We start from the raw sequence: 12433 nt of genomic DNA on the forward strand, positions 1-12433 counted from the left end.
TTTTAATGGCGTATTGGGCTCTATAGCAAAGCCCCGGTTTACCGGGGCTTTTTTCCACCAGGGAATGAGGAATCGAGTTGATGACCGTTGTAATTAAAAATAGCCAGATTGATGTGAATAGTTGGTACCAGAAAGTCACGTTAACCTTCACAAACGAAAGTAATCGAACTGTTGATCTGAACCAGGCGGCGATTAGCTTTACTGCCTCCGGACATCCGGATCCGTGGGGGAATACGGGAGGCACGCTGAAAGGGGATCGTTCATTAACGTTGCGTGACACCGCCCAGGGAACCCTGGAATTCAATGAAATCATTATAAACAACAGCAGCGAGCTGCTACTGCCGGCTGGGGAAAGCGGTACTCTATTCTTTAGCCTGGCGGCCACCCAGGTACCGGTAAAATTATCTACCTTCGCTCTGACTCTGGCGGCTTCCGATAGCGATGACGCCGTTGATGAGCTTGAACCAGTCCCTGAAGCGCCCGCCGATGATTCAGCTGATGAGGCTGAACCAGAATCTGAAACGCCTGCGGATGATTCAGCTGATGAGGTTGAACCAGTCCCTGAAGCGCCTGCGGATGATTCAGCTGATGAGGTTGAACCAGAACCTGAAACGCCCGCCGCCGACGCGATTACCGGTACAGGACTGACCCTGGTTTCCGGAGAGGTGAACGCGTCCAGCTGGTATCAACGCATGGCCCTGACGTTGACGAATCAGTATTCGCAGTCTGTCGATATTAATCAGCTGAAATTAGGCTTCACCGCGACAGCGCATCCCGATCCGTACAGCCCATTTAGCGGTACCATGCTGGGTAACCAGGCGGTTACGCTGGCCAGCGACGGTGGCTGGCCGACAGAAAAAAATACCATCACCATCAATAACGACGGCGAGTATCTGTTGGCTGCTGGCAAATCGGCGGTACTGGAGTTTTATCTTTCGGCCACACAAACGCCCGTCGTGCTGAGTGACCTGACGGCGACGCTGGCGCATGACCCGGGACGCCAGGGACAAATTATTGTTCAATTCCCGGCGCAGGCGCAGAGCACCTCGCTGAAGCCGGAAATTGAGCTGCGGTACTCTGATGGCCGTCAGCAGCGCTTCGCCGGGGAATGGGGCGCGACGCTAACCATCGGCGATCTGAGCGCCGGCAGCTACGGTATTACGGTACTGGAACTGTGTAACGACGAGATGAGAATTTCGCCCGTGACAGAAAGCTATACGCTGGAACTTGCTTCAGGTAACGCCGTTGAGCGCTGTCAGATTGCTTATCAGCCAGCGGTGACCTTTGCCGCGATCGAGTTGCTGCTGGCGGACGATGAACTGGAAGGCGCGGAAGTCGTTGTTGAGCTATGGTCGGAGGCGGGCGTGTGCGAAAGAACACTGACGCTGATGGCGAATCAACCGCAGCGCGTTACCCAGCTCCTGGCGAATCATCAATATGCTATCTGCCTGCAGCCGACGACCATGAACAACCAGTTGCTCACGACCGCAGCGCAGCCTGCAACCATTGTGCCGAAGGTCGGCATGACGATGCAGGTGAACGTAGCATTACAAAAAACGCCCGTTGCGAGCGACACCTTTGTTGAGGTCGCGGTAACGGTATTAGGCTTACCACAGGGGACGGCCACGCAGCGCTATCGTTTCTGCTGCGGCGGCTATCAGTATAGTTTCGTGCTGGAAAGCGATACTCGTCAGCAGAAACTGCCGCTGCGTTTATCTGCCGGGGAATATAGCGTACAGGTAGCGGATGTATATATCGCCGGTACGCCTTGGCGTTGCGACGTCAGCGCGCCATTGCGTTTACTACAAAGCGTCAATAACGTCGCGCTTGAGTTTATCCAGGGCGTTCCGCTGCAGGTAAAAGGCTGGCCGAATTATCTGGCGCACGGCGGCGTGACGGTAAATGCGGCAGAGACGACCGATCTGTATCGCAATGTGCCTTGCAGCGCGCTGTTTAAATACGATGGGTTTGATGGCGGCGGCGATCCGATTCCGGCGGCGGAAGTGGACAGCAATGGCGATGGTTTCCTGGATTATGCTTCGCTACCGATCCACAAAACCGTGCCGCTGGTTCGCGAGATAGAAGCCGAAGCGGGTCGCGCGGTGATGCCGGTGATGGTGGTCTATACCGCCAATGCCAGCGGCGGCAGCGCGGTATCGGATCTGCAGGATGAGCAGCGTTTACGCAACCACTTTGGTAACTTCATTACCCAGTGCCTGGCGGCACAATCCTGGAAAGATGACCAGCATCCGGTTCCGGCAACCTTCGTCCTGAATCCGGACTTCCTGGGCGCTATGCAGCAGGAGCCTTATGGCTATACCGCGTTGCGTAAAGCCAATAGCGTGCAGGTGAATGTACAACTGGCGGCGGCGATCAATGCGCTCCCTGCGATTCCAGGTTTCAGCGCGCCGGCGCTGCCGACCTTCAGCAACGATTTGTATGGCTACGTACAGGCGATTAACTATATCGTTCGCCAGTTCGCGCCTGATATCGCTTTTGGCTGGCAGACCAACGTTTGGGCGACGGGCACGGCAGATTGGCTGCTGCGCGCCAACGCCGCACCGTGTGAACAAGGGGCGGCGATTGCTGAATTCATTAATGAACTGGGCGTATACAGCGGCGATTATGCGCCAGACTTTATCGCATTTGATAAATTCGAACGCGACTGCTTCAGCCCGGATGCCCTGGCCCACTACGGCTGGAACGCCAGCTGCTGGTTTAACTATCTGGGCATGGTGAAGGAGGCCGCCAGAGCGTTGCAAAAACCGGCGATGCTGTGGCAGATACCCGGCGGCCATATGCCGACGGTTGCGGAAGGGACCAGTAAAATCGCTGCGGCGCATTTTGCATCCGGCGGTACGTTCTTCATGGGGGACTCGCGGATTGGCAGCGATATCAACGCCATTACCCCGGCGCTGTTAAATACCGCGGTGAACAGCACGACGTATGGTGTTGCGACGGTGGGGGATTTTCTGCGCCAGGATGAGGGATACGATTGGAGCCAGGTGCAGGCGCTAAATCTGCCGGACTATAACGTTTTTGCCGTGCTGTGGGGCGGCGGTTCGACGGTCAGTATCACCACTATTCATTCCAATGGTGAAGATGGCGGTTGGCTGGCGGAGAAAATGGCGGAGTACTACGCGGCCCCGCGATATTTTAGTTAATTGATCTTTATTTCATGTAGCGTAAAGGCGGTGATTCAGTGGAGGTACTATTCTGGATCGCCGCCTTTTCTCTTTCTTGTTATATCATAAGAAATAATTTCATTTGTTATAGTGTGTAATGTTAAAAATGCTTAATAACATTTTGAGATCTTTGTTGGTTATTTGTTTGAGGATTATCTTATTTGATTAATGATTGATTATTTGTGCTTTCATTATACATTTATTCTATATTTAGTATTTATTTATTATTAATTGCAGGCTAACTAATGTGCGTATATCTTTATTTCTCATATGATTATGGATGTTTAATGAAGATATAATGAAATTAAATGGTTTCGAAAATGATAATGAGAATGCCTTGCACTCATATATTTTCTCCCAGCAGGCTAAACCTCATGCGGCGATTGATGCTTTATTTTCTGCACTCTTGCCCTTCGGCAAGCCTTTCGTCGTGCAACCGGGTGAAGAGTTTTCGCTGTATACGAAACAAAGTAGCCGCATTGTGTTGCTGGAGTCCGGTATCTTCTCAATTTGCCGCAGCGACAGAGGGCTGAATGTGTTGTCGGTTTTTGCCCCGTCAATCGCAGGACTGATTGATAGCTACGGTCTGACTTACGATGTTCCCACTCGCCCGGAACATTTTTTGATTGCGGAAACAGAATGCTGTGGTCGCGCGGTTTCGCTAGCGGATTTTATTAAGGTGACGGACGAATGCAATCTTTGGCACGATGTGGCTCGTTTTCTCGCCTATCGTCTGATGGTGATGAACGTTCGCGATCGGGAACTGGTTGGCGTTGACTCTTATCTCAAGGTTCGTGCGTTATTAATCGAAATTGCCGCCTACAGCGACGAATATCGCCAGAGCATTAATGTCCTGAATTTTATTCAACGACGAACCGGAATATCACGAAGCCGCACCATGAAGTTACTTTCTGAATTGAGGAAGGGCGGTTATATCAATATAGATGGTGGGCGTTTGTTAGGGGTTAAGAAACTACCGTTGGCTTACTAATTGCCGCTTTAAATAACAAAGTAAATAAATTATTTGCTGTAAAAACATGTAGTTAAGATGAGTCCTATAAAAACAGCCATTGTAGATTGCAACTCCCTGGCCAATTTATAATAATTAAATAACGGCAGAAATTTACTTCCCATTAGCGCTTATAAATCAGTGCAGGGCTTGCTATTCATTGAATATAGTATTTCTGTACGCTACAACTTTTAACGTTTTTTGCGCCCGGTACCAGCAAGAGATCTCTGTGAAGAGGGCTCGGTACTAAAATTCGTTATTAATTCTATTTTCGACTTGTGTATTTAAAAGGTTATTTATGAAAAAACATCTTTTAGCGATGGCAATAACCGCCATGGCGGCGGGCGGTATGACCTGCGCAGCTAATGCGGATACTTCGACGGTTTCCGGCGGTACGGTGAATTTTACGGGGCAGGTTGTGAATGCTGCATGCTCCGTTTCTGCTGACTCTATCGATCAGACCGTAATCCTGAGCCAGGTTCGCACCAGCAAACTGACGGCATCTGGAATGGTTGCCAATCAAAAAGAAGATTTCTCAATCAAACTGGAGGACTGCGACACCACGGTCAGCCAGAACGCGGCGGTTATTTTTAATGGTCAGCAGGACAGTACGCTCGCGGGTTCGCTGGCGAATACCGCTGGCGCGGGTGCGGCGACTAACGTTGCGCTGCAGTTATACGGCCCGGATGGACAGGTTCTGAATATCGGCGATACCTCCGGCACCATCACCCTGATTGATGGCGAAAACACCGTACCGCTGAGCGTGGATTATGTCGCTACCGGCGCGGCCACTGCAGGTAACGTTGCGGCGACCGCGACCTTCAGCATGGTCTATTCCTGATTGGTATCCGCATCTCCTCCGTTGCTGGCAGCGGAGGGATGCATTTCATCTCCTCCCTGGTTATCAAAAGAATGAGTACGCGAATTACCCCGATTTTATTTTCGTTATTGCTGCTGGCGGCGCTGGGAATGACTCAGTTGGCTCATGCTGGCGGTATCGCGCTGGGTTCGACCCGGGTTATTTATCCGCAGGGTGATAAGCAGGTCTCTCTGCCGGTAATTAACTCATCCAGCAATAATGTATTTTTAATTCAGTCGTGGGTGTCGAACGCCGATGGCGGTAGAAGCGCCGATTTTGTCGTGACGCCGCCGCTGTTCGTCATTCAGCCGGGAAAAGAAAACCTGCTGCGTATTATGTACGTTGGCCCTTCGTTGCCGGAAGATCGCGAAAGCGTGTTTTATCTCAACAGCAAAGCCATTCCCTCGGTTAATAAAAGCAAGTTGGCGGCGAATTCGCTGCAAATCGCCACGCAAAGCGTTATTAAACTGTTTATTCGCCCTAAACATTTGCCCATTGCCTCGGTGGACGCGCCGGCGATGTTACGCTGTCAGCGTGCCGGCGAGCGTCTGAGCATCGCCAATCCTTCACCGTATTATGTTTCGCTGGTTGATATTCATGTTGGCGGGCAGAAATTGGCCAATGCGATGGTGCCGCCGAAAAGCGAGATAACCTTGCACGGCGGGGCAGGACAGGTGACTTTCCAGTCGATTAACGATTTCGGCGCCACTACGCCGCAGCAAACCTGTCTGAGCCAGTAAGATTGTGTTGAAACTCGATGTCGCCGCTCGCCAGTTGACGGTGGGTAGACTGCCTGCGCTTATCAGCCTGGCTCTAATCTCGGCAAATGCGTTTATGCTGCCGCGCGGCTGGGCCGAAAACTATTTTAACCCTGCCTTTTTATCTGACGATCCGTCGAAAATCGCTGACCTTTCGCATTTTGAGGGTAACGGTCAGGCGCCGGGGGTTTATCGGGTCGATGTCTACCTTAATGGCGCATTATTGACGACGCGCGATATCGCTTTTCGCGCCAACAACCAGGCCGCCGATGGCTCAGGTCTGCGCGCCTGCGTAACGCCTGAAATGCTCAACGGCATGAACGTGAATCTCAGCGCCTTTCCACCGTTGGCGAAGGCCGGTGCCGGCGACTGCGTCGATCTTACGGCGGCTATCCCGGCAGCCTCTACCGCTTTTGACTTTAGTCAGCAGCGGCTAAATATCAGCATTCCGCAGGCGGCGCTGAACAACCAGGCTCGGGGCTATATTCCGCCACAAAACTGGGATGAAGGTATTAATGCATTGTTGCTCAACTATACGTTTACCGGCGCGAATAGCCGGGACCGTAGCGCTGGCGGCACCAATAGCGACAACGACTTCCTCGGCCTCAATAGCGGATTAAATCTCGGCGCCTGGCGTTTGCGTGATTACTCGACATGGAACTACAACAGCGATAATCAGCAACATAAAAGCGACTGGCAGCACATCAGTACCTATGTGGAGCGTGATGTGGCGGCGCTAAAAGGCGAATTGACGGCGGGCGATAGTTATACCCCTTCTGGCGTTTTCGATAGCCTGCCGTTTCGTGGGCTCCAGCTGGCGTCTGATGACAATATGCTACCGGACAGCATGAAAGGCTTCGCGCCGACTATCCACGGCATCGCCAAAAGCAATGCCCAGGTGACGATTCGCCAGAATGGCTACACCATCGACCAGCGCTATGTATCGCCTGGCGCCTTCACCATTGACGACCTCTATCCGACCTCCTCCAGCGGCGATCTCAACGTTGAGATCAAGGAGTCCGACGGCAGCGTCTCCAGCTATAGCGTGCCATATGCCGCCGTACCGGTTCTGCAACGCGAGGGGCGGGTGAAATATGCCGCCACCGCGGCGAGCTATCGCGGCGATAGCAGCCAGAAGCGGGAGATGAGTTTCGGCCAGGCGACCCTGATGTGGGGGTTGCCGCACGGCTTTACGCTGTACGGCGGAACGCAGTTTTCCTCCGATTACCGTGCGCTGGCGCTGGGAACTGGAGCTAATTTCGGTGACTGGGGGGCGATTTCCGTCGATCTTACGCAAGCCTACAGTACGCTGGCGGATGACAGCGAACACCAGGGGCAATCGCTGCGCTTTTTATATGCTAAATCGTTAAACAACCTGGGCACCCATTTTCAACTGTTGGGCTATCGCTATTCGACCTCTGGTTTTTATACGCTCGATGATACCGCGTGGAAGCAGATGTCCGGCAATAGCGGCCAGCAGGAGGATGACAGCGATCGCGATGTCGGCGATGACTACAACCTGTATTACACCAAACGCGGCAAGGTACAGATCAACCTCTCTCAGCAGTTCGGTCATTTTGGCTCACTGTACGTCACCGGTAGCCAACAGAGCTATTGGCACACCGATGAAACCAATAAATTACTGCAAATTGGCTACAGCGACACGCTGGCCGGGGTCTCGTGGAGCCTGTCATATAGCAGCAGCCGCGCCCCCGGCGAGGAGGAACGCGATCGGACGCTGGCGCTCAATATCTCACTACCGCTCAGCCAGTGGCTTAGCCACGGCGACGATATTACCCAGCGGCGTCATAACGTTTATGCGACGTTCTCCACCAGTAGCGACGGGCACGGCGGCGTGACGCAGAATAGCGGTATCAGCGGCACGTTGTTGGATCAAAACAACCTGAGCTACAGCGTGCAGCAGGGCTATCAGAATCAGGGAGTTGGTGCGAGCGGCTCCGCCAGCCTCGAATACGACGGGGCAAAGGGCAACCTGAATGTCGGCTACAACAACAGCAACCATGGCGATTATCGGCAACTGAACTATGGCCTCAGCGGCGGCATGGTCGCGCATGCCCATGGTCTCACCCTCAGCCAGCCGTTGGGCGATACCAATGTCCTTATCGCCGTGCCGGGGGCTGGCGACGTCAATATTGAAGATCAGCCGGGGATCCACACCGATGGCCGCGGCTACGCGGTGGTGCCGTACGCCACTACTTACCGCCAGAACCGCATGGCGTTGGACGTCAATTCGCTAAAAGAAGATGTCGATATTGATGATGCGGTGATCAATGTGGTTCCCACCCAAGGAGCAATGGTGCTGGCGAACTTTACCGCACGGGTCGGCGAGCGCGCGCTGTTGACGCTAAACCATGACGGAAAACCGCTACCGTTCGGCGCCACGGTCTCTATTGCAGGCGTGGCTGAAGAAGGCATCGTTGGCGACGACGGCGAAGTATATCTCTCCGGTCTTAGCCCGCAGGGCACGCTGAAAGCGCAGTGGGGGCCACGGCCAGGCCAACAATGCCTCACCCATTATCATCTCCCTGACGTGAGCCAACCGCTGGCGCGTCAGCATCTGGAATGTCGCTAAATGAAGCTTGTCTCTTTTCTTTTTCTGTTAATGGGGTTGTTGCTGGCACGCGGTGGTCTGGCGGCCGTTTGCCAGAATACCAATGGCTCGCCTGCGACGGTCGATTATGACCTGACGACGACGCTGACGGCGGCGCAGAATCAGGCCGGTTCGACCACGCAGCTCAGCAAAAACCAGGATGTAAACGTACAGGCGATTTGTCCCGCCGGTTCTTCGGATTCCGGGCGGACGTATCGTTCGTATGTCGCTTCTTCATCGATAGTGGAAACCAACGGCGACTGGAAATATATGCAGCTGGATGGCACCTATCTTGAAGGGGCGATGCGCATCGAAGACTCGGCGGCCGGGGTGTTTTATCCTCCAATGGATTATGTCTATATGGGCTATGACGCCAACGTCAACAATGGCTCACCGTTTCCGGTACATGATTCAAATCTGGTTTTTCAACTTAAGGTTGTGAAGCCATTTATTGGCACGGTAAATATCGAGCCGAAGACCATGTTTAACGTCTATGTCACCACCACCGGGAACGATCCGCTGAGTACCGTGGTATACAGCATTGTCTACAGCGGCAGCGTGACCGTGCCGCAAAGCTGCGAGATTAATGCCGGGCAAACTATCCTCGTTGATTTTGGCTCGCTGTACAGCGGCGGTTTCAATCGCGCCGGAGAAAAACCAACCGGCGTCCGCAATAAAAGATTCACCGTGCCGGTGAAGTGCAGTGGGGTGGATTCACAGGTTAACCTGAGCCTGCGGCTGATAGCCACCGCCGATAGTCACTTAAGCCAGGCCATCGCCACCGATAATCCTGATGTTGGCGTGGTGGTCGAAAGCAGCGACGGCACGGTATTAACGCCCAATGACGCCAGCAGCATCGAGCCTTTTACTACCGATCAAAACGGACAGGCGACCCTTTCCCTGCAAGCGTATCCGGTCAGCACCACCGGCCAGACGCCGACGGAAGGCGCTTTTACCGCGTTGGCTAACTTACGGGTGGATTTCGATTAATGCGCCTGTTTCAGTACTTCATCTTACTTATCCTGCTGTGCGGTAACGGCTGCTACGCCGACGATAGCGGTTACAACCTGGAATTTACCGGCACGATTGTCGCGCAAACCTGCGATGTCGAAATTTCCAGCCTTAGCCAGAGTATCGATTTAGGTCAGTTCTCGGTGGCAGATTTTCCCGCCACCGGTACGACGACGAAATTTAAACCGTTCAACATCAACCTGAAGAACTGCTCGCGCGGCATTACCGGCAGCAAAATCTGGTTTACCGGCACTGCCGACAGCGACAATCCGGCGCTGCTGGCGCTGAGCGACACCGGGATGGGTAGCGAAAAAATGCTGGCAGGCGGCGTTGGCGTGGAGATCCTTGATGAGGATCAGGATGCCGTCAGCATCAATAACACCAGTTCGGTGGTCTATCCGCTGAAAACGGGCCGCAACACCTTATCGTTTTATATTCGCTACAAATCTACCCGGCCAACCGTGACCTCCGGAAATGCGACGGCGGTGATGTATTTCGATCTGCAATATGAATAGGCGCGCGGCAATGATCAAACCACTGTTTTTCTGCTGTGGACTCCTTCTGGCGGTGAACGGCGCGCTGGCCCATGACGGTAGGGTCTATGTGACGGGCACGATTACCGACAACACCTGTACGCTGTCGCCGGATTCCGAGAATATTCAGGTCGATATGGGAACCGTCAGCAACCGCCAGTTTTATCAAGCGGGGGCCGGCGCGGAGTGGCAGCCATTTTCGATCACCCTACAAAATTGCGGCAGCACCGCCAGCGGCGTGACGGTGAGCTTTAGCGGTACCAGCGACTCGCAAAGCGGCGATCTTTTCGCTTTGGATAGCGGGGCGAACGCGGCCTCCGGTATCGGGATTGCGTTATACGACAAGAACAAACAACAGGTAGCGCCGGGGGCGCAAAGCGATGTGCTCGCGCTAACTGCGGGCGCCGCGTCCGAACGTTTACAGTTTTATGCCCGCTATGTGGCTGATGGCGCTCCGGTGGCGCCGGGTGTAGCCGATGCTTCCGCGACTTTTGTGCTGAGTTATGAATAGACGACTTTTCTGCTGGTTTTGGCTCTGGCTGTTGCCCTTTGGGATAGGCCATGCGGGCGTGGTGATTGGCGGCACGCGTTTTATTTATCACGCTGAGCGGACGACGCTGAGCGTTCCGCTGCGCAACACCTCGGAGAGTGACTGGCTGGTGGACAGCCACGTGCTGAGCGGTGGACGCTGGCCAGGCGCCGATGATTTGTCGACCCGTAAAACACCATTCGTGGTCACGCCGCCGCTCTTCTTATTACGCGCGAGCCAGGAGAACACGCTGCGCGTCGCGTGGAGCGGCGAGGCGCTGGCGCAGGATCGTGAAAGTTTGTTCACCCTGAGTATTGCCGCTATTCCATCGGGAAAAACCGGCGCCAATAGCGTGCAGATGGCTTTTCGCTCGGCGTTAAAGCTGATTTATCGGCCTGCAGGGCTAACCGGCGATCCGCAGCAGGCTTATCGCCAACTGGCCTGGAACTTAACGGCGGATGGGCTGACGGTACGCAATGCTGGACCCTACTACATCACTCTCTTTTCCACCCGCGTCAACGGTAAGCCTATAGACGCCGCGGGGGTGGTCGCGCCGTTTTCTACCCGCCGTACATCGTGGTGTCGGCAGGCGAAAAGCTGCGCCGTGCGCTGGCAAAGCCTCAACGATGCCGGGGGCGTAATGCCGGCGGTCACGGTAACGGCGCAACGGCGATGACGATTTTACTCTGCCCCTGCGGGCATCCCCTGAACTTAATAATGAGAACTCAATAATGCGCAAACTTTCCTGTAAATCGGCGGTGTGTATGGCGGTTGGCGGCGTCATCTCTTTTTCCGCGTTGGCCGTAGATACACAACCTGTTGCCAGCGATATTGGACCGAGCGCTGAGGCGTATATCGTCAGCCATCCGGATAAAGTCGGCGAAGCGGTGGCGACGTATCTGGCGGATCATCCGGAATTCCTTATCGCCGCCAGCGAAACGCTACATCAGCGTCAGCAGGTGGCCCAGAAGCAGGCTTATGCGCAACTGGCGCTGCAGTACCGCTCTGAGTTGCTGAGCGATAGCTCTCCCTCTGTTGGCCCGGCGGATGCTAAAGCGGCGGTGGTGATGTTTTTTGACTACCAGTGTTCCTGGTGCAGCAAGATGTCGCCCGTGGTGGAAGAGCTGGTGAAATCGAATCCTGATACGCGTTTTATCTTTAAAGAGTTTCCTATCTTTTCATCCCGCTGGCCGGTGTCAGGTTTGGCGGCGAGGATCGGCGAACAGGTGTGGTTGAACGATGGCGGCGCGAAGTATTTGGCCTGGCATAATGCCCTGTACGCCACCGGCAAAGTGGAGGGGCAGCTAACCGAGAAGGAGGTTTACGCGCTGGCGTCGCATTATCTCACCCAGCCGCAAATGACGGCGGTAAAAACCGCCCAGCAGAGCGGGGCGGTGCATGACGCGCTGCTAAGTAATCAGGCGCTGGCTCAACATATGAATTTTTCCGGTACTCCGGCTTTTGTGGTGATGCCACAGGCTACCGCCCCGGATGCCGGGCGTATCTCGGTCGTGCCGGGCAGTACGTCGCAGGATGCGTTGCAGATGGCGATTCAGAAAGCTAAAGGTTAAGTCTCAGCGACCGGGGCGCGGACCCCGGTTACCTGCTTCCTCCGAACGAGGGTTTCGCGTATGCAGTCCAGGCACAGATGGTTAGTGTTGGCGGCCGTTCCACTGTTCGCCATCGGCGGCGTTCAGGCGCACTCTGCCGGTAATATCCAATTTTTTGGCAATGTTGTTACTGAAAGCTGCTGGAACGAAACGGAAAGTAGCGAGATTTTGTGCCAGCGCGCCGATCGTATCGAACGCCACGTGATCGTGGAAAATATCACGACATCGCTGGCCTCGGCTTACGCGACGGTAGAGAAAAGCTATCTCGATGCTGACAAGCAGCTCACCCTGCTACGGGTGGTCTATGATTAATGAGAGGATAAGATAG

Annotated in this window: 11 protein-coding genes; all 11 read left to right on the plus strand. The window is 54.2% G+C overall.

Translation table 11 applies throughout. From position 1 onward, the window contains the following. Positions 1-80: 80 nt before the first annotated feature. The 11 genes from PGR10_RS18500 to PGR10_RS18550 all read left to right on the plus strand — a co-directional run bounded on the left by PGR10_RS18500 (position 81) and on the right by PGR10_RS18550 (position 12417). A complete protein-coding gene (locus PGR10_RS18500; RefSeq protein ID WP_430923915.1) occupies positions 81-3164 on the plus strand; it encodes a chitinase in 3084 nt (1027 codons plus the stop codon). Between the two features lie 319 nt (positions 3165-3483). Beyond that, a complete protein-coding gene (locus PGR10_RS18505) occupies positions 3484-4176 on the plus strand; it encodes a winged helix-turn-helix transcriptional regulator (protein ID WP_087858190.1) in 693 nt (230 codons plus the stop codon). 316 nt (positions 4177-4492) lie between these two features. After that, positions 4493-5035, plus strand: coding sequence for a fimbrial protein BcfA (locus PGR10_RS18510; protein ID WP_087858189.1), 543 nt, complete (start codon positions 4493-4495; stop codon positions 5033-5035). Positions 5036-5106: 71 nt separating this feature from the next. Next, a complete protein-coding gene (locus PGR10_RS18515) occupies positions 5107-5793 on the plus strand; it encodes a fimbria/pilus periplasmic chaperone (protein WP_183269095.1) in 687 nt (228 codons plus the stop codon). A 7-nt stretch (positions 5794-5800) separates the two neighbouring features. Continuing rightward, entirely contained in the window at positions 5801-8404 is a 2604-nt protein-coding gene (locus tag PGR10_RS18520) for a fimbrial biogenesis usher protein (protein WP_430923966.1), read from the plus strand. Further along, positions 8405-9412 carry a fimbrial protein BcfD gene (locus PGR10_RS18525; RefSeq protein WP_430923916.1) on the plus strand — a complete coding sequence of 336 codons (1008 nt, stop codon included), beginning with the start codon at positions 8405-8407 and terminating at the stop codon, positions 9410-9412. It begins immediately after the preceding gene. Beyond that, positions 9412-9948 (plus strand): fimbrial protein BcfE, encoded by a 537-nt coding sequence (locus PGR10_RS18530; RefSeq protein WP_087858186.1) that lies wholly within the window; start codon positions 9412-9414, stop codon positions 9946-9948. The genes PGR10_RS18525 and PGR10_RS18530 overlap by 1 nt, the downstream gene beginning before the upstream one ends. Positions 9949-9958: 10 nt before the next feature. Further along, the gene (locus PGR10_RS18535; protein WP_113374579.1) at positions 9959-10477 is read left to right on the plus strand and encodes a fimbrial protein BcfF; all 519 of its coding nucleotides are present in this window, start codon (positions 9959-9961) and stop codon (positions 10475-10477) included. Beyond that, positions 10470-11171: a pili/flagellar-assembly chaperone gene (locus PGR10_RS18540; protein WP_430923917.1), complete on the plus strand. Its 702-nt coding sequence runs from the start codon at positions 10470-10472 to the stop codon at positions 11169-11171. The genes PGR10_RS18535 and PGR10_RS18540 overlap by 8 nt, the downstream gene beginning before the upstream one ends. Before the next feature lie 55 nt (positions 11172-11226). Continuing rightward, a complete protein-coding gene (locus PGR10_RS18545; RefSeq protein ID WP_430923918.1) occupies positions 11227-12066 on the plus strand; it encodes a DsbA family protein in 840 nt (279 codons plus the stop codon). Between the two features lie 60 nt (positions 12067-12126). Beyond that, complete coding sequence (locus tag PGR10_RS18550; RefSeq protein WP_087858183.1) at positions 12127-12417, plus strand: hypothetical protein; 291 nt, start codon at positions 12127-12129, stop codon at positions 12415-12417. The last annotated feature ends 16 nt before the right edge of the window (positions 12418-12433 follow it).

This window comes from Klebsiella sp. 141198 (genome assembly GCF_050600785.1).
GTDB lineage: Bacteria > Pseudomonadota > Gammaproteobacteria > Enterobacterales > Enterobacteriaceae > Klebsiella > Klebsiella aerogenes.